At 72.2% G+C, this 21,598-nt stretch carries 20 protein-coding genes; 9 read left to right on the plus strand and 11 right to left on the minus strand.

Annotated elements, in window-relative coordinates:
* Positions 1-8: 8 nt before the first annotated feature.
* The 9 genes from Aeryth_RS14255 to Aeryth_RS14295 all read right to left on the minus strand — a co-directional run bounded on the left by Aeryth_RS14255 (position 9) and on the right by Aeryth_RS14295 (position 7,676).
* Positions 9-1,793 (minus strand): DUF4012 domain-containing protein, encoded by a 1,785-nt coding sequence (locus Aeryth_RS14255; protein WP_144433803.1) that lies wholly within the window; start codon positions 1,791-1,793, stop codon positions 9-11.
* 7 nt (positions 1,794-1,800) lie between these two features.
* A complete protein-coding gene (locus Aeryth_RS14260; protein ID WP_067860106.1) occupies positions 1,801-2,547 on the minus strand; it encodes an LPXTG cell wall anchor domain-containing protein in 747 nt (248 codons plus the stop codon).
* 164 nt (positions 2,548-2,711) lie between these two features.
* Complete coding sequence (locus Aeryth_RS14265) at positions 2,712-3,029, minus strand: DUF1416 domain-containing protein (protein WP_067860108.1); 318 nt, start codon at positions 3,027-3,029, stop codon at positions 2,712-2,714.
* 1 nt (position 3,030) lies between these two features.
* Positions 3,031-3,879, minus strand: coding sequence for a sulfurtransferase (locus Aeryth_RS14270; protein WP_067860110.1), 849 nt, complete (start codon positions 3,877-3,879; stop codon positions 3,031-3,033).
* 61 nt (positions 3,880-3,940) lie between these two features.
* Positions 3,941-4,384, minus strand: a complete 444-nt coding sequence (locus Aeryth_RS14275; protein WP_067860112.1) for a DUF4395 domain-containing protein — start codon at positions 4,382-4,384, stop codon at positions 3,941-3,943.
* A 979-nt stretch (positions 4,385-5,363) separates the two neighbouring features.
* Positions 5,364-5,891, minus strand: a complete 528-nt coding sequence (locus tag Aeryth_RS14280) for a phenolic acid decarboxylase (protein ID WP_067860114.1) — start codon at positions 5,889-5,891, stop codon at positions 5,364-5,366.
* Positions 5,892-5,997: 106 nt separating this feature from the next.
* On the minus strand, positions 5,998-6,480 hold the full coding sequence (locus tag Aeryth_RS14285) for a thioredoxin family protein (protein WP_067860116.1): 483 nt from the start codon (positions 6,478-6,480) through the stop codon (positions 5,998-6,000).
* A 63-nt stretch (positions 6,481-6,543) separates the two neighbouring features.
* Entirely contained in the window at positions 6,544-7,344 is an 801-nt protein-coding gene (locus Aeryth_RS14290; RefSeq protein ID WP_067860119.1) for a hypothetical protein, read from the minus strand.
* An 80-nt stretch (positions 7,345-7,424) separates the two neighbouring features.
* Positions 7,425-7,676, minus strand: coding sequence for a MoaD/ThiS family protein (locus Aeryth_RS14295; protein WP_236749749.1), 252 nt, complete (start codon positions 7,674-7,676; stop codon positions 7,425-7,427).
* 199 nt (positions 7,677-7,875) lie between these two features.
* On the opposite strand from Aeryth_RS14295, the gene Aeryth_RS14300 reads away from it, so the two are divergent.
* Genes Aeryth_RS14300 through mshD form a run of 3 tightly spaced genes read left to right on the plus strand, consistent with a single transcriptional unit; the run spans position 7,876 to position 11,144 of the window.
* Positions 7,876-8,616 (plus strand): winged helix-turn-helix transcriptional regulator, encoded by a 741-nt coding sequence (locus tag Aeryth_RS14300; protein ID WP_067860123.1) that lies wholly within the window; start codon positions 7,876-7,878, stop codon positions 8,614-8,616.
* A gap of 10 nt (positions 8,617-8,626) precedes the next feature.
* Positions 8,627-10,093, plus strand: a complete 1,467-nt coding sequence (locus Aeryth_RS14305; protein WP_067860125.1) for a carboxyl transferase domain-containing protein — start codon at positions 8,627-8,629, stop codon at positions 10,091-10,093.
* Between the two features lie 10 nt (positions 10,094-10,103).
* The gene (gene mshD / locus Aeryth_RS14310) at positions 10,104-11,144 is read left to right on the plus strand and encodes a mycothiol synthase (RefSeq protein ID WP_236749750.1); all 1,041 of its coding nucleotides are present in this window, start codon (positions 10,104-10,106) and stop codon (positions 11,142-11,144) included.
* Here mshD and Aeryth_RS14315 read toward each other — a convergent pair.
* Positions 11,137-12,183 (minus strand): alpha/beta hydrolase, encoded by a 1,047-nt coding sequence (locus Aeryth_RS14315; protein ID WP_067860127.1) that lies wholly within the window; start codon positions 12,181-12,183, stop codon positions 11,137-11,139. The two genes, mshD and Aeryth_RS14315, sit on opposite strands and share 8 nt — an antisense overlap.
* A gap of 135 nt (positions 12,184-12,318) precedes the next feature.
* Here Aeryth_RS14315 and Aeryth_RS14320 point away from each other — a divergent pair, with 135 nt between their 5' ends.
* On the plus strand, positions 12,319-14,460 hold the full coding sequence (locus Aeryth_RS14320; protein ID WP_417863679.1) for an RNA degradosome polyphosphate kinase: 2,142 nt from the start codon (positions 12,319-12,321) through the stop codon (positions 14,458-14,460).
* 876 nt (positions 14,461-15,336) lie between these two features.
* Here Aeryth_RS14320 and Aeryth_RS14325 read toward each other — a convergent pair.
* Entirely contained in the window at positions 15,337-16,362 is a 1,026-nt protein-coding gene (locus Aeryth_RS14325; RefSeq protein ID WP_067860129.1) for a hypothetical protein, read from the minus strand.
* 64 nt (positions 16,363-16,426) lie between these two features.
* Here Aeryth_RS14325 and Aeryth_RS14330 point away from each other — a divergent pair, with 64 nt between their 5' ends.
* The 5 genes from Aeryth_RS14330 to pstB all read left to right on the plus strand — a co-directional run bounded on the left by Aeryth_RS14330 (position 16,427) and on the right by pstB (position 21,473).
* On the plus strand, positions 16,427-17,338 hold the full coding sequence (locus Aeryth_RS14330; protein WP_067860131.1) for an NUDIX hydrolase: 912 nt from the start codon (positions 16,427-16,429) through the stop codon (positions 17,336-17,338).
* A 127-nt stretch (positions 17,339-17,465) separates the two neighbouring features.
* A complete protein-coding gene (gene pstS / locus Aeryth_RS14335) occupies positions 17,466-18,563 on the plus strand; it encodes a phosphate ABC transporter substrate-binding protein PstS (RefSeq protein ID WP_067860133.1) in 1,098 nt (365 codons plus the stop codon).
* A gap of 94 nt (positions 18,564-18,657) precedes the next feature.
* Entirely contained in the window at positions 18,658-19,608 is a 951-nt protein-coding gene (gene pstC, locus Aeryth_RS14340) for a phosphate ABC transporter permease subunit PstC (protein ID WP_067860135.1), read from the plus strand.
* Complete coding sequence (gene pstA, locus Aeryth_RS14345; RefSeq protein WP_067860137.1) at positions 19,608-20,687, plus strand: phosphate ABC transporter permease PstA; 1,080 nt, start codon at positions 19,608-19,610, stop codon at positions 20,685-20,687. Before pstC ends, pstA begins: the two co-directional genes overlap by 1 nt.
* Before the next feature lie 6 nt (positions 20,688-20,693).
* Positions 20,694-21,473, plus strand: coding sequence for a phosphate ABC transporter ATP-binding protein PstB (gene pstB / locus Aeryth_RS14350; protein WP_067860139.1), 780 nt, complete (start codon positions 20,694-20,696; stop codon positions 21,471-21,473).
* Positions 21,474-21,598: the final 125 nt, after the last annotated feature.

Consider the following 21,598-nt stretch of genomic DNA (forward strand, 5'->3'; position numbering starts at 1 on the left):
GGTCGGCGTCAGCCGCAGGCCGAGCGCACGCGGACGTCGTTCGGCTCGGCACGGATGCCGGGCGTGCTCGTGAGCACGGGGTCGTCCGTCTGCCCGTCGCCCGTGCGCATCGTGACGGTGAGGTCGACCGACTCCCCCGCCCGCAGCGTCAGCGGCACGACGGTGACCCGACGGTCGCCGAGCCGACCACCGACCGGCTGACGGTCGACGTCGCCGAGGCGGACCTGCTGCAGGACGCCTCCGGCAGGCGCCACGACCCGAACGGAGAGCCGCTGGTCCGTGGCGGACAGGCCGGGCAGCCGGAAGCCGGTGATCGAGACGGGCAGCCCCGACCTCGGCACGACGGAGCTCAGGCGGGTGCGCAGCGTGAGCTCCTGGCTGCGGTCGTCGACGCAGCGCGACGACGTCAACGTGTGCGACGTCTCGAGGTAGTACTGCAGCTTCGAGCCCTTGCTGTCGTCCACGAACACCCCGACGCGCGCCCGGTCGGCGTCCTGCGACAGGACTCCTGAGACGCCGGTGGTGCGGATGCGGCGCTGCTCCGACCGGTCGGCCGACCAGACCATCACCCGGTTGTCGACGGCGGCGCGCACCAGTGCCTCGAGGACGGGCTGCGTGGCTCCGCGTCCACCGACGAAGGCGTCGAAGATGCTGCGTGCGGCGTCCTCGAACACGGCGTCCTGCGCGAGCGGGTCGGTCGTGTAGCGGCGGTACACGCCGTTGAGGAGCTCGTCCACCGCGTTCTCGCTGGTGAGTCGCGTGCCGTCGCCGAGGGTGACCGGACCGAGCCCCTGCAGCAGGTAGCCGAGCGTCACGGGATCGACCGAGACGACGCCGTCGAACCGGGTGTCGGTCGCCTCGCCGACGAGCGACCCCGCGAACCGGGCCGCCTCCGGGAAGTCCGGGACCGAGGTGGTGTTGCGCAGGTCCTCGGCCGCCGACACCGGGACCGCGCCGTACTGCGACGCCGGGACGGCCAGGCGCGGGTCGTCGACGGGCGGGACGTCGATCGCCGAACCCTGCTCGGTCATGCGCACCCGGCCCCGGTCGGCCTCGATGACCGCCCAGGAGCCGGGGATGCCGCCGAGCGAGCGGACCTCGGCGTTGTTCTGGATGAGCAGCAGGTACCGGCGACGCTCCTGCGCGCCGAGCATGTCGGGCAGCAGCGTCGCGGCGGTGTCGGCGACCCGGGCCGCCGACGCGGCACCCGTGAGCACGTCCTGCAGCCGGCGGACCGGCACCTGCAGCCGGCCGACGACGTCCTCCGGACGGATGTCGCCGACGTTGCGCGCGGCCTCGTCGAGCGCCCGCCGAGGCGCGCCAAGCCGGGGTGCGACGCTCTCGAGGTTCGCGATGTCGACGCGACCGTCGCGCGGTGAGAACGCGTCGAGACCGACCTGGGCGGTCACATCGACGACCGTCGGGACCGCCCGGGTCGCGACCCGGTCGACCTCGCGGCTGACCACCCGCACCGCGTCGACGTCGTCGCCGACGACCGGCAGCCAGGACGCCACCGCCCACAGCGGACCGTCCGTCGAGTCGTGGGAGCGTCGCGCGGCGTCCTCGAGCACCTCGGCGGTGCGCCGAGCGCCGTCGGCGTCACCCTGGGCGACCTGCGCGAGCAGCACCTGCGACGCGTCGCTGGCCCGTTGCAGGAGGATGGCCGCGCGGACGCCCTGCCAGGCGAGGACGACCCCGCAGACCAGGACGACACCCCCCACCACGGAGAGCACCAGCCGGGCCCAGCCCGCCCGGTCCCAGCGTTCGGGCAGGAACCGCCGAGGCGGCCTCACGGTCGGGTCAGCCGTCGCGACGGCGACGGGCGACCACGGCGCCCACACCGGCGAGGACGAGCAGCGCGCCGAGGACGAGCAGCCAGAAGTCGGTGCCACCGGTGCCGGGCAGGATGCCGTTGCGGTCCTCCGTGCCGGCGTCGGCGTCGGCCACGCCGTCGGTGCCGGCACCGCCCGCGTTCACGTCGGCGTCGCCCTGCGAGCCCAGGCCGTCGGCGTTCACGTCGGCGTCGCCCTGGGAGCCACCGTCGGCGTCGGCGTCGCTCTGCGAGCCACCGTCGGCGCTGACGTCGGCGTCACCCTGGGAGCCGCCGTCGGCGTCGGCGTCGCCCTGGGAGCCACCGTCGGCGTCGGAGTCGCCCTGCGAGCCGCCGTCGCCGTTGGAGCCGCCCGAGGGGGCCACGACGACCTCGGCACCCGACCCGGCCTTGTCGCCGCAGATGGCGCGCACGGTGGTCGAGGTGCTCCGCGTGACCTGCGGCGCGGTGAACGTCGCGACCAGCTTCTTCGTGTTGCTGGCCGAGCGCGTCTGGCCTTCGTAGGTGGCGGTGATCGTCGTCGGGACGTCGGCCGTCACGGTCGCCGTGAACGTCTCACCGGGCGCGACGCGGGTCTTCGAGACCTGGATGTCGCACACCAGCACGGGGTACGGCAGGGTCGCTCCCTGGGCGGGGGCGAGCGTCGCGGACGGCAGTGCCACCAGTCCGACGGCGGCGACGACCGAGGCGACGAGTGCCGCAAGGTGCTTCTTCATGAGACTCCCTCACAAGATCTGACATGAGCGCGACGTCCGGGCGCGAGCGTGCTCGCCTCTAGAACGAGCGACACGGCAGGGAGTCACGTCCTTCTCACGCGAGAATGCACGAAAAAACCAGGAGACCCCGGACCGTGACGGTCCGGGGCCCCACACGGTGGTGCTCAGGCGGTGGCGGGCACCCGGTCGATGTCGACGACCACGTCGGCGACGACGCCGATCGCGGCGGCCACGGCGAGGTCGACCGCCTCGGCGCGCGGCGCGAGCGTGCGCAGCGTCCACTCGCCGGGGCCGGCGAAGAACCGGAACTGGCCGGTCGCCGAGGTCGGGACCTCGGCCGTGAACTCACCGGTCCGGTCGAGCAGCCGCACGTACGCGTTGCCCACGGGCTCGTCGCCGCGCACGACGACACCCTGGATGACGGCCTGGTTGGCGACGTCGACGCCCTCGAGGCTCGGTCCGCCCTTGACGGCTCCGCACATGTCAGGCCTCCCCGCGGTCGTCGCCGACGGCGACGGGAACGCCGCGCAGCGAGCCGTACTCGCTCCAGGAGCCGTCGTAGTTCTTGACGTTCGGGTAGCCGAGGATCTCGTTCAGCACGAACCACGTGTGCGAGCTGCGCTCGCCGATGCGGCAGTAGGCGATGGTGTCCTTGCCCTCGTCGAGGCCGGCGTCGGCGTAGAGGGCCTTGAGCTCCTCGTCCTTCTTGAACGTGCCGTCGTCGTTGGCGGCCTTGCTCCACGGCACGTTGCCCGCGGTGGGGATGTGGCCGGCGATCTGGGCGGCCTCCTGCGGCAGGTGCGCGGGGGCGAGCAGGCGACCGGCGTACTCGTCGGGGCTGCGCACGTCGATGAGGTTCTTCGAGCCGATGGCCTCGACGACCTCGTCGCGGTAGGCGCGGACGGCCTCGTTCGGCTCCTGCGCCGTATACGTGGTGGCCGGACGGTCCGGGACGTCGGAGGACAGCTCACGGCTGTCGAGCTCCCACTTCTTGCGGCCGCCGTCGAGCAGGCGCAGGTTCTCGTGGCCGTAGTAGGTCAGGTACCAGTAGGCATAGGCCGCGAACCAGTTGTTGTTGCCGCCGTAGAAGACGACCGTGTCGTCGTTGGCGACACCCTTCTCCGAGAGCAGCTTCTCGAGCTTCTCCTTGGAGATGAAGTCGTGGCGGACGCCGTCCTGCAGGTCCTTCTTCCAGTCGAGCTTGATCGCGCCGGGGATGTGGCCCTTGTCGTAGGCCTCGACGTCCTCGTCGACCTCGATGAGGACGACCTTCGGGTCGTCGAGGTGCTCCTCGACCCAGTCGGCGGTGACGAGCGCGGTGTCGCGGCTCATGTGGATACCTCCATGTGTGGTCCCACGCGGTGGTGGGGTCGGGTGGGCGTGCAGGTGGTGGTCAGGCGGGCGCGCGCGACGCGGTGGCGCGTCGCGCGAGCAGGTACAGCTCGCAGCCGAGGCAGAAGCCGACGGCGGCGTTGAGCAGGGCGGCCACGAGCGCGAACGCCGTGGCGACGTAGCCGAGTGCCGGGATGCCGACGCCGAAGCCCACGAGGGCGACGACGACGAAGCCGAGTCCGACGGTCTGCGCGAACCGCGGGGGGCGCGCGTCCTCCGGCTCGGCCGGCGAACCGATCCTCGGTCGCACCAGGCGGGCGAAGAGGATCGCGTACGGCGACTTGTCGAGGTGACCGCTGGCGCCGATCGCGAACACGACACCCTGGACGGCCAGCAGCACCAGCGCGACCGAGGTCGGCACGACCAGCGCGACGGCCAGGACGACGGACGTCAGGGCAGCCGCGAAGCGCATGCCGCGCGGGTCGACGTGGGTGGGACGGGCCATGGGACGGTCTCCTGGACGGGCCGGCGCGACGCAGGGTCGACGCTCGGCGGGCTGACGGGCGGGCTCGGGACCGCGGGCGGGTAGCCGGTGCGGTCGATCAGGAGCGACGACACAGCGCGGAACGCGTGCGGCAGTTGTCCACCGCGAGGCGCCGCGTCAGGTACGTCGAGCCGGTCATGCGACCACTGTAGGTCGGTCCGCGCGTGAAGCCCGAAGATCGTCTCAGATGGTGGACGACTGTCTCATCTTTCAAGATGTGGCGCCGTTCGGGCGGCGTGGGGTGCGTCGGCGTGGCTTCTCGCTCGGGTGGGGGTTGCGTCCGCGCGGCTTCGCGCTCGGGTGGCGGTGCGTTGGCGTGGCTTCTCGCTCGGGCGGGGCTGCGTCGGCGCGGCTTCGCGCTCGGGCGGGGCTGCGTCCGCGCGGCTTCGACTCGTCCTGCGCTCCGAAAGGGCCTCGACCGGGCCGCTGGGAGCGGCGGCGGCTCGGGTTCTCGGGCTGTGGCTCGCGGAGGACGCAAGATTCTGCGATTGCGCTGGCCATCGGTGGATCTGCCACCTTGTCAGCGCTGTACAGGTGGAGAATCCACCGCCAGCGGGTCAGACGTGGCAGAGCTTCTCCCTTCTCGTGGACCGTGCCACGAGAAGGGAGAAGCACTGCCCACCCCACCCCCAAGGGCACCCAAGATTCTTCCTTCGCGCGTGGAAGTCGAACGCTTCTACGTTGGTGACGGGATCCCGTAGCAAACGCAGAAGCCTCGGAGTCCCAACGCACGAACGCAGATCCCTGCGTCCAACGGAGGCCACAGCCCGAGAACCAGAGCCGCCGCCCGCCCAGCCGCCCGGTCGAGGCCCTTTCGAAGACCACACCCACACTGAGCCGCGCCGACGCAGCCCCACCCGAGCACCAACCCACGCCGACGCAGCCGCAGGCCGACCGAGAAGCCACCCCCGACCTCGACCCCACGGAATGCGGTTCCGCGTCAGTTGCTCCGGTCGGCGAAGCCGGGCGGCAGGTCGCCGGGCGCGGTGTCGATGACGGTCTCGTCGTCGGTGCCGACGTGCTCGAAGAGGGTGATGTGCGCGAACTCCGGCACGACGTAGACGGGGTAGGTCGGCCCCTCGTCGCGGAACCGGCGCATGTCGTCGAGGTGGTCGTTCTGGAACAGGACCGTCCGGGATCCGTCGAGCTCGATCCAGTGCGGGAAGAAGATCGTGCCGTGCAGGACGCGGTCCTCGGGCACGATGTTCACGACGACGCTGGTGCCGGTCGGCTCGTTCCACGAGACCTTGAAGACCCCGCGGCCCAGCCCGACGAGGTCGACCTCCTGGTCCTTCACCCAACGGCCCCCGACCATGCCGGTGTGGATCCGGTAGTCGATCGTCGTGGCGTTCTTGACGTACATCTCGTACTGCCAGCCGTTGGCGTACGTGTAGATGAGCCGGTGGCCGACGATCGCGTCCAGGTCCTGCTCGGGGGCAGGGTGCTCGATGCTCGTGCGGGTTCCCATGCCTCCAACTCTCGCACCGACGAGATGGGCCCACCTGCCCGAGCTCGACGAGGGCGGACGCCGACACCCCGCCCCCAGGTCCGGCACCTAGCCGACCAGAGCGCGCTCAGGCGTCGAGGACGGCGAGCACCTGGTCGCGGCGCGGCAGGCCCGAGGCCCGGCTGAGCACCGTCCCGTCGGGCCCGACGACGAGGACCGTCGGGGTGCGCATGATGTTCAGCTGGCGCACCAGGTCGAGGTGGGACTCGGCGTCGACCTCGACGTGGGCGACGTCGGGACGGGTCGCCACGACGTCGCTCAGGAGAGCACGTGTGGCACGACAGGGGCTGCAGAAGGCGCTCGAGAACTGGACGAAGGTCAGCCGGTCACCCAGCGGGCCGCCGATCTCCTCCGCCGTGAGCACCTCGCGCGGCTCCGTCGGCACGTCGGGTGACGCACCCGGGTCCGGCTCCTGCACTCCCCCGACGGCCACCGACGACGCTGGCGCGGCGGACGCGGGGGTGGAGAACCGACCGTCACGACGTCGCAGCAGCAAGGCCACGAGGCCGGTCGCTGCGAGGGCGACGAGCAGGACGATCACACCGGTCACTCCTCCAGGCTACGCCGCCGCCGGTCGCCCGACCTCGGCGTCCGACGGGGCGGAACACGGGCCCTAGACGGTGAGCACCGCCAGCGACGCCCCGACGTGCACCGCAGGCCCGACGAGCGCCACCGACACCGCCGCCGGGAAGGCCCACGTCTGCGGACCGGGCAGCGCACCGATGCTCCAGGCACGCCCCAGCACCTGCCCGAGGAGGGCGCACCCGGCCGCGGCGCCACCGACCGCGAGCCCCAGCACCCACGTGCCGATGCCGTCGACGGTCGCGGAGACGAGCACGCCGGTGAGTGCACCCGCCGTCACCGCAGCCGACCCGAGCAGCACCCGGTCGCCGGGCACCAACCACACCAGGAGGGCCACGGAGAGCGCTGCGGCGGCCATCGCGACGACGTCGATCGAGGCCGACTCCCCCGACGCTGCCACCCATCCGGCGGCGCACGTGGCGACGACGCCGACGAGCACGGTGGCAGCCACGGCCCGCACGAGGTCCTCGCGGCCGTCGCGGCGCAGCATCTGCCCCACCAGTCCGGCGAAGACGACCACCGCCGACCCGAGCATGACGCCGGAGAACACGCCGGCCGAGATCAACGCGTCCTCGGTCGCCACGGTGCCGTCGGTGCCCCGCAGCAGCTGCGGGTCCCAGGCGACGGCGGTGGCGACGACGCTGCCCGCGACGACGGGCACGAAGGTCGTCGGCCGCGGACGCTCACCCGCACCGTGGGCGGGCGCCGTGGCGACGAGCACCTGCACGACGAGGACGCCGACCGCGACGAGCCACAGCTCGTCCGTGGCGACCGCGAGCGCCAGCAGCCCCGCCAGGGCGGCCGAGAGCAGGGACGGGGCGAGTCGAGGCATCCTCGCATGATGCCAGGCGTCGGGGTGCGCCCCGCTCCGCTCGGCCCAGGACTCAGGGCCCAGGACTCAGGGCCCAGCGCTCAGCCGCCGGCGAACGGCGGCAGGAACTCCACGAGAGCCCCGTCGTCGAGACCCACCTGGGTGCGGTCGCGACGCCCGACGGGCACCTCCCCCACGAGGACGGAGCACATGTCGAGCACGGCGCGCAGCCGCTGGTCGCCGTCGTGTCGGCGCACCGCCTCGTCGACGGCCTCCGCGAGGGTGCCGGCCGACACCTGCTCGCTCTCGACCCCGGCCGCGGCCCGCGCCGCAGCCCAGTAGCGCACCGTCACCACGGGCGTCGACGCCCCGTCCGCCTGCCGGCCACCTGCCGGTGTGACGTCGTTCTCTTTCGCGACACCTCGTGGTGATTCGTCCGACACATGCACTAGTCTGGGGCATGCGACGAGGCCACGGTGATTTCACCTGGCCTCTTGTCATAAGTGCGAGCCGCGGGCACGGCGCCCGCGGCGGACCGACGGAGGGACCGCAGTGTCACACCTCTTGCTCCTGACCAAGAGCACCCAGTCCTCGGTGGAGGTGCTGCCCGCCCTCGCGCTGCTGCCCCACCACGTCAAGATCCTCCCGGCGGAGGCCAGCGCGCTCATCGACGCGCCACCCTCCGACGCCGTCCTCGTCGACGGCCGCCACGACCTCGCGCAGGTCCGCAGCCTCACCCGCGTCATCCGCACCACGGGGATCGAGTGCCCCCTGGTGCTGATCCTCACTGAGGGCGGACTCGCCGTCGCCGCCTCCGACTGGGGCATGGACGACGTCATCCTCACGACCGCCGGCCCGGCGGAGCTGGAGGCCCGGCTGCGGCTGGCCATCGGCCGCGTGGCCGCCGGCCAGGGCGCCGAGGACGACTCCCACGTCATCGCCTCCAGCGGTCTCGTCGTCGACGAGGCCACCTACACGGCCAAGCTGGAGAACCGCACGCTCGACCTCACGTTCAAGGAGTTCGAGCTCCTGAAGTTCCTCGCCCAGCACCCGGGCCGGGTCTTCACCCGCCAGCAGCTGCTGCAGGAGGTGTGGGGCTACGACTACTTCGGCGGCACCCGCACGGTCGACGTCCACGTCCGACGGCTGCGCGCCAAGCTGGGCACCGAGCACGAGACGCTGATCGGCACCGTGCGCAACGTCGGCTACCGCTTCGTCGCGACGACGGCGGAGGCCGACGAGCCGGCCGCGCGCCGCAGCACGTCGGTGCCCGGGCCGGGCGCCCGCGCCTAGCGGACGCCGGATGGACCGCATCAGCGCGCTGGACCTGGTCGCGCTGGTCCTCGACGAGGGCACCTACGAGTCCTGGGACCAGCCGATCGACGTGTCCGGATACTCACCGGACTACCGTGCGGCCGTCGAGAAGGCGGCACAGCGCTCGGGCTGCGACGAGTCGATCATCACCGGTCGCGGTCTCGTCCGCGGCCGCCCCGTCGCGTTCGTCCTGAACGAGTTCGGGTTCCTCGCCGGCTCGATCGGTCGTGCCGCGGCGCAGCGCATCGTCTCGGCCGTCCGGCGTGCCACGGCCGAGGGCCTGCCGCTGCTCGCCTCGACCGCCTCGGGCGGCACGCGCATGCAGGAGGGCACGCCCGCGTTCGTGCACATGGTCGACATCTCCCGCGCGATCATGGACCACCGCGCCGCCGGCCTGCCGTACCTCGTGCACCTGCGGCACCCGACCACGGGCGGCGTGTTCGCGTCGTGGGGGTCGCTGGGCCACATCACGGTGGCCGAGCCCGGCGCTCTCGTGGGGTTCTTGGGGCCGAAGGTCTACGAGCTGCTGGAGGGGCGACCGTTCCCGTCCGGGGTCCAGGTCAGCGAGAACCTCGCCCGACGCGGCATCGTCGACTCCGTCGTGCTGCACGAGGAGCTGCCGTCCGTCGTCGACCGTGCGCTCGGCCTGCTCGTCGACCCCGTCACCGACGCGACCCGCACCCGACGTCCGGGCGTCGAGCCGGGCACGCCGCGGCGTCACGGCACGTGGGAGTCGATCGAGATCACCCGCGCCGAGCCGCGGGTGGGCGCGCGCGACGTGCTGCGCCACGGCAGCGACGCCACCGTGCGGCTCCAGGGCACCGAGGAGGGCGAGCGCGACACCGCGATGCTGGTGGCGTTCGCCAGGCTCGACGGCGTGCCGTGCGTGGTGGTCGGGCAGGACCGCACCACCCAGACCCCGGCCAACCCGATGGGTCCGGCCGCGCTGCGCGAGGCGCGGCGCGGCATGCGCCTGGCGGCCGAGCTGGGCCTGCCGCTCGTCTCCCTCATCGACACCCCGGGCGCGGAGCTGTCGCCGGGCGCCGAGGAGGGGGCGATCGCCGGCGAGATCGCCCGCTGCATCGCTGCGATGTCGACGCTGGAGGTGCCGTCGGTCTCCGTGCTCCTCGGCCAGGGCAGCGGCGGCGGGGCCCTCGCCCTGCTTCCGGCCGACGTCGTGGTCGCCACCGAGAACGCGTGGCTGTCGCCGCTGCCGCCCGAGGGCGCCAGCGCGATCGTGCACGGCGACGTCGACCACGCACCGCAGATGGCGCAGCAGCAGCGCGTCTCGGCCCTCGACCTGCAGGAGACCGGCACCGTGCACCACGTCGTGCCCGAGCCCGAGGACGACTCGCCCGAGGCCCTGGCCCGTGCGGTCGCGGCGGAGGTCGGCCACCAGCTGCGCGGGCTGCTCGACGCCCGCGGCGCGAACGGGCTCCCCTCGACCCACGCCTAGGCTGGGGAGGGTGAAGAACTCTCGCGACCGTCGGTACGGCGGCATGGTGCTCGTCTGGACGGCCGTCGGCGTCCTGTTCACGTTCGTCACCGGCAACCCTGTCTGGGCCGGCGCGTTCCTCGCGATCGGCGCCGCGCTCGCCGAGTCCCAGCGCGGCGAGACCGGACCCACGACCTCCACGTCAGCAGCACCCGCCACCGCCGGCGAGGAGCCCGCGGACGACCACGGGCTGCTGGCCCTGAACCACGCCGCCCACCAGGCCGACGGGGTGGAGCCGTTCAACGAGGCCACCCGCCTCGCCGTCGGCGCCGGCGACCCGCTGCGCGTCGGGCGCGTGGTCGATGGTGGCGTCGCCGCCGCCGTCGCCGTGGGTGACGCACCGGTGGAGCTCACGGTGCACCCCGACCACCGGCGCCAGGGTCGCGGTCGCGCCCTTGCGAGCGAGCTGCTCGACGCCGGCGAGCACCGGTTCTGGGCGCACGGCGACCTGCCCGGGGCGCAGGCGCTCGCGTCGTCGCTCGGGCTCGAGCCGGTCCGCACCCTGCTCGTGCTGCGCCGCGAGGGCGGCGAGCCGGTCGTCGAGCAGGTCCCCGCGGGCACCACGATCCGCACGTTCCGGCCCGACGACGCCGACGCCGTCGTCCGCGTCAACGGTCGCGCCTTCGCCCACCACCCGGAGCAGGGTGCGATGGACCGCGCCGACTTCGACCGGCGCGCCGCTAGCGACTGGTTCGACCCCGAGGGCCTCTTCGTCGCCGAGGACGAGCAGGGCCAGGTGGTCGGGTTCCACTGGACGAAGGTCGAGGCCCCCGCCTGGGGCGAGCCGCCGGTCGGCGAGGTGTACGTCGTCGGCGTCGATCCGGACCACCACGGCGGCGGGCTGGGCACGGCGCTCACCGCCCGCGGGCTGCGACACCTGGCCGAGTCGGGCGTGGACGTCGTCGACCTCTACGTCGAGGGCGACAACGGCCCCGCGCTCGCGGTGTACCGCAGGCTCGGCTTCGTCGAGCGGGCGCGCGACGTGCTCTACGCGCGGCCCTCGGCTAGCTGAGCCCCCGCTGCAGGGCCGCCGCCGCGCGACGCATGGCGCGCGGCGCGGACCTCCCGATGCCGACCATGTTGGCGAAGCCGTGGATGAGCCCGCTCTCCTCCACGTGCTCGACCCGCACGCCCGCCGCGCGCAGGTGCTCGGCGTAGGCCGTGCCCTCGTCGCGCAGCGGGTCGAAGCCGGCGGTCACGAGGTAGGCGGGCGCCACGCCGTGCGCGTCCTGACGCAGCGGTGAGAGCCGGACGTCGGCGCGGTCCTCGTCGCCCGCGAGGTAGTTCTCCTCGCACTGGTCCATGAACGCCTTGGTCAGCAGGAAGCCCTCGCCGAGACGGGTCCGGCTCGGTCGCTCCTCGACGAAGTCGGTGGCCGGGTAGATCAGCAGCTGGAACGCGGGCGCGACGACGTCGTCGGACCGGGCCGCGTGCTGCGCGACGAGCGCCGACAGGTTGCCTCCGGCGCTGTCGCCGCCGATCGCGATCGCGCCCGGCTCGATGCCGAGGCCCGGCGCGTGCTCGGTGACCCACCGCCACGCCGCCCAGACGTCGTCGAACCCGGCAGGGAACTGCGCCTCGGGAGCCAGCCGGTAGTCGACCGAGACGACCCGCACCTGCGCCTCCTCGGCGAGGAAGGAGCACACGGCGTCGTACGCGTCCAGGTCGCCGTAGACCCAGCCGCCGCCGTGCAGGTAGACGAGCGCCTGCGACCGGCCGCTGAGCCCGCGCGGCGTGTAGAAGCGCAGGCCGACCGGACCCTCCGGCCCGTCGATCGTGCGGTCGGTGACCGCGCCGACGGGCTGACGACCGCCCAGCATCCGGAACGCCTCGGTGTACACGCGACGGCCGCGGGTGATCGACAGCGTCTCCACCGCCGGACCGTTGAGACCCATCACCCGCAGCAGCAGCTGCATCTCGGGGTCGAGCGTGCGCCCGTCGACCTCGACCGGTCGGCCGGCGAGCCGCCGGACGGCCGGGGTCGGGAGGGAGAAGAGGGCCTGGGCACCCTTGGCCTGCACCAGCGCCAGCAGGTCCGACGTCGTCACCATGCGCGCAACATAGCGCGCCACCGCCCCCGACGGGGCGCTTCGCCACGCAACGCGGCGACCCCGTCTGCCACGCCCGGCGAGACGGACAGCTGCGTCGTTCAGACGACGTTCACGTCGTCTTGCCACAATGTCCGCGTGGACACCACCGATCTGGACCTGCCTGCGGTCGAGAACCCCTCGTCGCCCGACGAGTTCGACGTCGACCCGCCGTACGAGCCCGTCGACGACGCGCTGCCGGCCGACCGGTTCCTCGACCGGGAGCTGTCGTGGATCGCGTTCAACGCCCGCGTGCTGGAGCTCGCCCAGGACCCCCACCTGCCGCTGCTCGAGCGGGTGCGGTTCCTGTCGATCTTCGGCAGCAACCTCGACGAGTTCTTCATGGTCCGCATCGCCGGCCTCAAGCGCCGCATCGCGGCCGGCGTGGCGGTGCCGTCCGCGAGCGGCTTCCACCCCAAGGACGTGCTCGCCAACAGCCTCGAGGCCAGCCACCGTCTGATGGTCGAGCAGGCGCGGACCTTCGTCGACGACGTCGTGCCCGCGCTCGCCGACGCCGGCATCCACCTCGTCCGCTGGGACGACCTCGACGCGCAGGAGCGCGAGGAGGTCGCCGCCACCTACCGCGAGCGCGTCTTCCCGGTGCTCACCCCGCTGGCCGTCGACCCCGCACACCCGTTCCCGTACATCTCGGGCCTGTCGCTGAACCTCGCCCTCGTCCTGCGCAACCCCGAGACCGGCAAGCAGCACTTCGCGCGGGTGAAGGTGCCGCCGATCATCGACCGCTGGATGGTCACGAGCGCCGGCCGCCACGTGCCCCTCGAGGACGTCATCGCCGCGCACCTCGACCTGCTGTTCCCGGGCATGGAGATCGTCGCCCACCACGTCTTCCGCGTGACCCGCAACGAGGACCTCGAGGTCGAGGAGGACGACGCGGAGAACCTCCTCAAGGCGCTCGAGAAGGAGCTGCTGCGCCGTCGCTTCGGCCCGCCGGTGCGCCTGGAGGTCGAGGAGTCGATCGACGAGGAGGTGCTCGACCTGCTCGTCACCGAGCTCGGCATCCGCCACGGCGAGGTCTTCCGCCTGCAGGGTCCGCTCGACCTGCGCAGCCTCGGCGAGATCGCCGACCTGGACCGCCCGGAGCTCAAGTTCGACCCGTTCGTGCCCGGCACGCACGAGCACCTGGCCGAGGTCGAGACCGCCAGCCCGGCCGACCTGTTCGGCACGCTGCGCCGGCGCGACGTCCTCGTGCACCACCCGTACGACTCGTTCGCGACCAGCGTGCAGCGTTTCATCGAGCAGGCCGCCGCCGACCCGCACGTGCTTGCGATCAAGCAGACCCTCTACCGCACGTCGGGCGACTCGCCCATCATCGACTCGCTCGTCGACGCCGCCCGCGCCGGCAAGCAGGTGCTCGTGCTGGTCGAGATCAAGGCGCGCTTCGACGAGCAGGCCAACATCCGCTGGGCCCGCAAGCTCGAGCGCGCCGGCTGCCACGTCGTGTACGGGCTCGTCGGGCTGAAGACGCACTGCAAGCTGGCGCTGGTCGTCCGCGCAGAGCCCGACGGCCTGCGCCGCTACGCCCACCTCGGCACCGGCAACTACAACCCGAAGACGGCCCGCCTGTACGAGGACTTCGGGCTCCTCACGAGCGACCCGGACATCACGAACGACCTGCTCGAGCTGTTCAACTCGCTGTCCGGGTTCGCGCAGCAGGGCGACTACCGGAGCCTCATGGTGGCGCCGTCGGGCCTGCGCGAGGGTCTGCTCGAGCGCATCCACCAGGAGATCGCCCACCACCGCGCCGGCCGACCCGCAGGGATCGCGTTCAAGGTGAACTCGCTCGTCGACGAGGCCGTCATCGACGGGCTGTACGAGGCGTCGCGCGCGGGCGTGCCCGTGCGCCTGGTCATCCGCGGGATCTGCACCCTGCGTCCGGGCGTGCCGGGGCTCAGCGAGAACATCGAGGTCCGCAGCGTCCTCGGTCGCTTCCTCGAGCACAGCCGCGTGTACTGGTTCGGCGGCGGAGGCGAGCCGGAGGCCTGGATCGGGTCGGCCGACCTGATGCACCGCAACCTCGACCGTCGCGTCGAGGTGCTGGTGCGGGTGCCGAGCGAGGAGCACACGCAGGTGCTGGGCGACCTGCTCGAGCGCATGGCCGACGACAAGACCAGCTCCTGGCACCTCGGCGCCGACGGCACCTGGACCCGCCACCCCTCGGGTCGCGACGTCCAGGCCGAGCTCATCGCCCGCGCGAGGAAGCGCCGCAGCCGCCTCTCCTGACGGACCGCGTCACCCGACCCCCAGCGTCTGCTTGGAGTGGTCTCGATACGTCTCCGCCAGCCGTGGCCGCGTATCGAGACCGTTCGGCAACGGCCCAGCGCGGGCCAACCCCCAGCGAACGCCCAGAGTGGTCTCGATACGCCCGAAGCACGCTCGTCCCTCGCGGCTCCGCGCTACTCGACCAGCGAAACCCACCGCTGGTCGAGTAGCGGCACGCGCGACGAAGGAGCGCCGTGCCGCGTATCGAGACCACCCGGCAACGGCTCAGCGCGGGCCGGCTCCCAGCGAACGCCCAGAGTGGTCTCGATACGTCTCCGCCAGCTCCTTCGTCGCGGCGTCGACTACTCGACCAACGAAACCCACCGCTGGTCGAGTAGCAGCCACGCGCGAGGAACGAGCGTCGTGGCCGCGTATCGAGACCACCCGGCAACGGCCCAGCGCGGGCCGGCTCCCAGCGAACGCCCAGAGTGGTCTCGATACGCCCGAAGCACGCTCGTCCCTCGCGGCTCCGCGCTACTCGACCAGCGAAACCCACCGCTGGTCGAGTAGCAGCCACGCGCGACGAAGGAGCGCCGTGCCGCGTATCGAGACCACCCGGCAACAGCCCAGCGCGGACCAGCCCCCAGCGACAGCCCAGAGCGGTCTCGATACGCCCGACCGCGCTCCTTCGTCGCCGGTCGGCCTACTCGACCAGCGGAGGGTTCCGCTGGTCGAGTAGCAGGGACGAGCGTGCGAAGTCCCTGCGTATCGAGACCACCCGGCAACGGCCCAGCGCGAGCCGACCCCCAGCGAACGCTTGGAGTGGTCTCGATACGCCACCGCCAGCTCCTCCGTCGCAGCGTCGACTACTCGACCAGCAGAGGGTTCCGCTGGTCGTCAGCAGGCGGCGAAGAGGAGGGCGCCGGCGCCGAGCATGAGGACGGTGCCGTCGGCGGAGCGGTCGAAGGACAGGCTCACGGTGGCCTGGTCGACCGCGACCTCCGGGTCGCGCAGCTCGTCCTCGACCTGGCCGGAGCGTCCGACGAACGGACCCGTGGCGAGCCGTTCGCGCACCGGCGCCTGACGACGCGCACGGGCGACGTCGTCGAACGTCATCGCGAACGTCGCGGTCTGCGCGCTCGGACCGGAACCGCCTCCGTCGGTGAGCGCCCGGCCGCTGTAGACGTAGCCGGCGAGCCGTCCGGCGCGCGCCTGGGCGGCCTCCGCCTGGTCCGCCGACTCGGCCGAGACGGCCGCGTCCTCGCACCCGAGCGAGCCGGCCTGCAGCAGCACCGTGTCGGCGTCCGCCAGCGGCGCGGCCGTGTCGACAGCGCGACGCACCGACGTCAGTGCGGGCGCGCGACCCGTCGCGGCACGGACGACCTTCTCGACCGCGGCGGAGTCCGACCCCGCGACCAGCAGCCCGGCGCGCCGCAGGAGCCGCACGTCGGCGAGCTGGTCGCCCAACCCGGTCGTCCCCAGCACCTCCGCCGACGCGGTCCAGCGCCCGCCGCCCGCGTCGGCGAAGCCGGCGCGCCGGAAGCCCGCCTCGAGCCGGCTCCAGGACAGGTCCGGGCCTGGCGCGACGACGAGCACGCCCGCAGCTGTCGGGTCCTGCACGTACGCCTCCCACGCCACGTCGTCGCTCGACCAGCCGAGCGCGTTCGGGACGGCGTCGCCGAGGTCGTCGAGCACCGACCGGGTGGTGAGGTCGCGCGCGCCGGGGTCGTCCGAGCCGACGTCGCGGATGCGCTGCCAGTCGGTGAGGCCGAGGACGGTCGTGCCCGCAGGGGCGGCAGCGAGGGCGGCAGCGAGCGGGCTGCGCACCTCCGCCCGGGCGGTGCCCGAGACCCACCAGCCCGCGGCGATCACGACGGCCAGCACCACGACCGCGACCAGCGGGTCGCGCACCCGTCGGAGCACCGCACACCTCCTCGCGCATCGGCCCGTCACCGTCCGGACACCTAGGACGTGAACAATACGAGGCATGGCACGTGAACGTCCGCTGACCGCCGCCGGAGCCGTCACCTGGAGGCGCTGCGCGCCGCGTCCGGGCTCGTCGGGGAAGCGGGGCGTGGAGGTGCTCCTCGTCCACCGTCCGCGCTACGACGACTGGACCTTCCCCAAGGGCAAGCCGGACCCGGGCGAGGACCTCGTCGCCACCGCCGTGCGCGAGGTGGCGGAGGAGACCGCCCAGCTCGTCCGGCTCGGCCACCCGCTCCCCGACACCCGCTACCGCGTGGCCGGCGGACCCAAGCGGGTGAGCTACTGGGCGGCCCGCGTGGTCGGCGAGACCGCGACGCCCTTCACGCCGAACCGCGAGATCGACGACCTGCGCTGGGTGCGCCCGGGCGACGCCCGCAGGCTGCTCAGCTACGAGCACGACCTCGACCTCCTCGACGCGTTCCTGGCCCTGCGTGACGTGAAGGCGCACCGGACCCGCACGCTCGTGGTGGTGCGTCACGGCAAGGCGAAGGCGCGTGAGCACTGGCGTCGCGACGACCTGCTGCGTCCCCTCACGCCGAGCGGTCGTGGCCGGGCCGACGCCCTCGTGCCGCTGCTCGAGGCCTACGGCGTGCGCCGGGTCGTGTCGAGCCCGGCGCGACGCTGCGTCGACACCGTCGCGCCCTACGCCGAGCACCACGGTCTCGAGCTGCGGCACGACGCCCGGCTGTCGGAGGAGACGTCCGAGGACGACGTGCGTCGCGCGGTCGCCGACGTGCTCGCGGAGAAGTCGCCGGCCGTCGTCTGCGGACACCGGCCGACCCTGCCGTGGGTCTTCGAGGCCCTCGGGCTGGACGCTCCGGAGCTGGCTCCGGGCGAGGGCGTGGTGCTGCACCTGCGTCGAGGCGTGGTCGTCGCAGATGAACCGTTGGGGAGACCTGCATCACCCCGCTGACCTGCGACGGGAGCCCATCCTTCGCTCGTCGTTCACCCTGCGTTCACCCACGGAGGACCCCCGATACACCTCTGCTCCTTAGCGTCGCCGACGACAGAAGCCTGTGATCATCGAAGGGACACCCCCTGTGAACCGCACCACGCTGCGCGTCGCCGCCCCCGCGGCGCTCGCCCTCACCCTCGCTCTCGGACTCTCCGCCTGCGGCGCGTCCAACGAGGGCGGCTCGGGCTCCGGCTCCGACTCCTCGCTCTCCGGCACCCTCAACGGCGCCGGCGCCAGCTCGCAGGAGGCCGCCGTCGACGCCTGGACCGCCGCGTTCCAGACCGCCAACAGCGACGTGACCGTCAACTACGACCCGGCCGGCTCCGGCGCGGGCCGCGAGCAGTTCATCGCCGGCGGTGTCGACTTCGCCGGCTCCGACGCCTACCTGGACGACGACGAGCTCGCGCAGGCCAAGGAGCGTTGCAACGGTCCGGTCGTCGAGGTCCCCACCTACGTCAGCCCGATCGCGGTCATCTACAACCTCGACGGCGTCGACGACCTGCAGCTCTCCCCCGCCACCATCGGCGGCATCTTCGAGGGCAAGATCACCAAGTGGAACGACGCGGCCATCAAGGCCGACAACCCCGACGCCACGCTCCCGGACACCGACATCACGCCGGTGCACCGCTCGGACGACTCGGGCACCACGAAGAACTTCACCGCCTACCTCGACGCCGCCTCCGGTGGCTCGTGGACCGGCGGCGAGGTCGAGACCTGGCCGATCAAGGGTGGCGAGGCCGCCCAGGGCACGTCGGGCGTCGTCCAGTCCGTCACCAACGGCTCCGGCACGATCGGCTACGCCGACGAGTCGCAGGCCGGCGACCTCGACAAGGCCAAGGTGAAGGTCGGCGACGAGTACACCGAGGTCACCCCCGAGGCCGCCGCCAAGGTGCTCGACACCGCCACGCAGGTCGAGGGCCGCGACGCCACCGACATCGCGCTCGACATCGACCGCAAGACGGAGGAGTCCGGGGTCTACCCGATCGTCCTCGTGTCGTACATGATCGGTTGTGAGTCCTACGACGACGCCGCCAAGGCCGACCTCGTCAAGGGCTGGCTCGAGTACGTCACCAGCGAGGAGGGTCAGAAGGAGGCCGCCGACAAGGCCGGCTCCGCCCCGCTGACGTCGGAGTTCTCGGGCAAGGTCGCCGAGGCCGTCAAGGCCATCAAGGCCGCCAGCTGATCGGATCCGGTCCCCGCCGCCTGTCCCTTCGAGGGCAGGGGCGGGGACCGGACCTGCTCCACCACCACCCCTCCAAGCACTGGGAAGGACCGTCGTGACCTCGCAGCTCGCCCCCGAGCCCGCCAAGGCCCGCCGAACCCCGACGCGCCCCGGCGACCGAGTGTTCTTCGGCATCTCCTTCGGCGCCGCCCTCGTCATCCTGCTGACGCTCGCGGGCGTCGCCATCTTCCTGACGGCCGAGGGCATCCCCGGCGTCACCGCCTCGGCCGACGAGGTGAAGAGCGGGCTCTCGTTCCCCGCGTACGTCGGCCCCCTGATCTACGGCACGCTCCTCGCGGCCGTCATCGCGCTCGTGCTGGCCGTCCCCGTGGCGATCGGGGTGGCGCTGTTCATCTCCCACTTCTCGCCGCGTCGGCTCAGCGCGGTCTTCGGGTACGTGATCGACCTGCTCGCGGCCGTGCCCAGCGTCGTCTACGGCGCCTGGGGCATCATCTTCCTCGCGCCGACGATCGTGCCGTTCTACCGCTGGCTGTTCGAGAACCTGGGCTTCATCCCGCTGTTCGCGGGCCCGCCGTCGGCCACCGGCAGCACGATCCTCACCGCCGGCATCGTGCTCGCGATCATGGTCCTGCCGATCGTGACCGCCATCTGCCGCGAGATCTTCCTGCAGACGCCGCGCCTGCACCAGGAGGCCGCGCTCGCGCTCGGCGCGACCCGCTGGGAGATGGTCCGCATGGCCGTCTTCCCCTACGCACGCTCGGGCATCGTCTCGGCGTCCATGCTGGGTCTCGGCCGCGCGCTGGGCGAGACCATGGCCGTCGCCATGGTGCTGTCGCCCGCGCTGGTCGTCACCCCGAACCTCATCAGCTCGACCAACCCGAACACGATCGCGTCCAACATCGCGCTCAGCTTCCCCGAGGCCAGCGGACTCACGGTCAACGCGCTGATCGCCTCCGGCCTCGTCCTGTTCGTCATCACCTTCGCCGTCAACTTCGCCGCCCGCGCGATCGTGGACCGGCGCAAGGACTTCTCGGGAGCCAACTGATGACCACCACCGACCCCCGTCCCCAGCGTGACCGTGACGCCGAGGAGCTCCTGAGCTCCCTGCGCGGCAACACGCTGCCCCTGTGGGCGCCCCGCGTCGTCGTGGGCATCGCCGCCACCGTCGCGGTGCTGGGTGCCCTGAGCAGCCTCGGCATCGTCCGCGGTGTGCTGCTGGGCTGGCTGCTCACGTTCGCGCTGCCGATCTGGTCGCGCGTCGTCGAGGGCTCCCGCAAGGCGACCGACCGGCTCGTCACGCTGCTCGTCTACTCGGCGTTCGGCCTCGCGCTCATCCCGCTCGGCAGCATCATCTGGACCGTCTTCTCGCGCGGCCTGTCGGTGATGTCGGGCGAGTTCCTGACCTTCTCGATGCGCAACGTCGTCGGCGAGGGCGGCGGCATCTACCACGCGATCATGGGCACCCTGCTGATCACCGGGGCCGCCACCCTGATCAGCGTCCCGATCGGCCTGTTCACGGCGATCTACATCGTCGAGTACGGCGACGGGAACCGGGTCTCCAAGGGCATCCGCTTCCTCGTCGACGTGATGACCGGCATCCCGTCGATCGTGGCCGGTCTGTTCGCCTACGCCCTGTTCGTCCTGTTCTTCGGCGAGGGCGTCCGCATGGGGATCGGCGGCTCGGTGGCCCTCTCGGTGCTGATGATCCCGGTGGTCGTCCGCTCGAGCGAGGAGATGCTGAAGCTCGTGCCGAACGAGCTGCGCGAGGCGTCGCTCGCACTGGGTGTGCCCCAGTGGCGCACGATCGCCAAGGTCGTGGTGCCGACGGCGCTCGCCGGTATCGTCACCGGTGTGACCCTCGCGATCGCGCGCGTGATCGGCGAGACCGCTCCCCTGCTGATCATCGCCGGCGCCACGGACTCCACGAACTTCAACCTGTTCGACGGACGCATGGCCACCCTGCCGGTGTTCGCCTACACCTCCATCCGCTTCCCGGGCGTCCCCCCGGAGTTCAGCATCGACCGAGGGTGGGGCGCCGCGCTCACGCTGCTCGTCATCGTGATGCTGCTGAACCTCGTCGCCCGGCTCGTGTCCTTCTTCTTCTCTCCCAAGGGCGAAAGGTAAACCCCGATGGCCAAGAGCATCGACGTCTCCGACCTCAACATCTACTACGGCGACTTCCTCGCCGTGGAGGGCGTCAACATCGCCATCCCGGCGCGGTCCGTGACCGCCTTCATCGGCCCGTCGGGCTGCGGCAAGTCGACCTTCCTGCGGTCGCTGAACCGCATGCACGAGGTCATCCCCGGCGCGCACGTGCAGGGCAAGGTGCTGATCGACGGCGAGGACCTCTACGCCGACGAGATGGACCCGGTGAACGTGCGTCGCATGGTCGGCATGGTCTTCCAGCGTCCGAACCCGTTCCCGACGATGTCGATCTACGACAACGTCCTCGCGGGCCAGAAGCTGAACAGCAAGCGGATGAAGAAGTCCGAGTCCGACGCGATCGTCGAGCGCTCGCTGCGCAGTGCCGGCCTGTGGGCCGAGGTGAAGGACCGTCTCTCGCGTCCCGGCTCGGGCCTGTCGGGCGGTCAGCAGCAGCGTCTGTGCATCGCGCGGGCCATCTCGGTGGAGCCCGAGGTGCTGCTCATGGACGAGCCGTGCTCGGCCCTCGACCCGATCTCGACGAGCGTCATCGAGGACCTGATCCACGAGCTCAAGGAGAAGTACACGATCGTCATCGTCACCCACAACATGCAGCAGGCTGCGCGGGTGTCGGACGAGACGGCGTTCTTCAACCTCTCCGGTGTCGGCAAGCCCGGCAAGCTGGTCGAGTCGGGCCGGACGGAGAAGATCTTCTCCAACCCCGACGAGGAGGCCACCGAGGCCTACATCCAGGGTCGGTTTGGATGACCTCGACGGGCGCTCAGCGCCCGAGCGGGTCAGACAGGTCGAGTAGTGCGCGCCGAAGGCGCCTCTCTGTATCGAGACCCAGCAAGAGTCCAGACCCCCGCACGACGACGAACGCCCGCTCCACC

Source organism: Aeromicrobium erythreum, from assembly GCF_001509405.1.
GTDB lineage: Bacteria > Actinomycetota > Actinomycetes > Propionibacteriales > Nocardioidaceae > Aeromicrobium > Aeromicrobium erythreum.

Bases quoted from the DNA above. Each gene is read 5' to 3' on its own strand.
- Aeryth_RS14260 (WP_067860106.1), bottom strand. From the start codon at position 2,547: ATGAAGAAGCACCTTGCGGCACTCGTCGCCTCGGTCGTCGCCGCCGTC.
- Aeryth_RS14265 (WP_067860108.1), bottom strand. From the start codon at position 3,029: ATGTGCGGAGCCGTCAAGGGCGGACCGAGCCTCGAGGGCGTCGACGTC.
- Aeryth_RS14270 (WP_067860110.1), bottom strand. From the start codon at position 3,879: ATGAGCCGCGACACCGCGCTCGTCACCGCCGACTGGGTCGAGGAGCAC.
- Aeryth_RS14275 (WP_067860112.1), bottom strand. From the start codon at position 4,384: ATGGCCCGTCCCACCCACGTCGACCCGCGCGGCATGCGCTTCGCGGCT.
- Aeryth_RS14280 (WP_067860114.1), bottom strand. From the start codon at position 5,891: ATGGGAACCCGCACGAGCATCGAGCACCCTGCCCCCGAGCAGGACCTG.
- Aeryth_RS14290 (WP_067860119.1), bottom strand. From the start codon at position 7,344: ATGCCTCGACTCGCCCCGTCCCTGCTCTCGGCCGCCCTGGCGGGGCTG.
- Aeryth_RS14305 (WP_067860125.1), top strand. From the start codon at position 8,627: ATGGACCGCATCAGCGCGCTGGACCTGGTCGCGCTGGTCCTCGACGAG.
- Aeryth_RS14315 (WP_067860127.1), bottom strand. From the start codon at position 12,183: ATGGTGACGACGTCGGACCTGCTGGCGCTGGTGCAGGCCAAGGGTGCC.
- Aeryth_RS14330 (WP_067860131.1), top strand. From the start codon at position 16,427: ATGGCACGTGAACGTCCGCTGACCGCCGCCGGAGCCGTCACCTGGAGG.
- pstA (WP_067860137.1), top strand. From the start codon at position 19,608: ATGACCACCACCGACCCCCGTCCCCAGCGTGACCGTGACGCCGAGGAG.
- pstB (WP_067860139.1), top strand. From the start codon at position 20,694: ATGGCCAAGAGCATCGACGTCTCCGACCTCAACATCTACTACGGCGAC.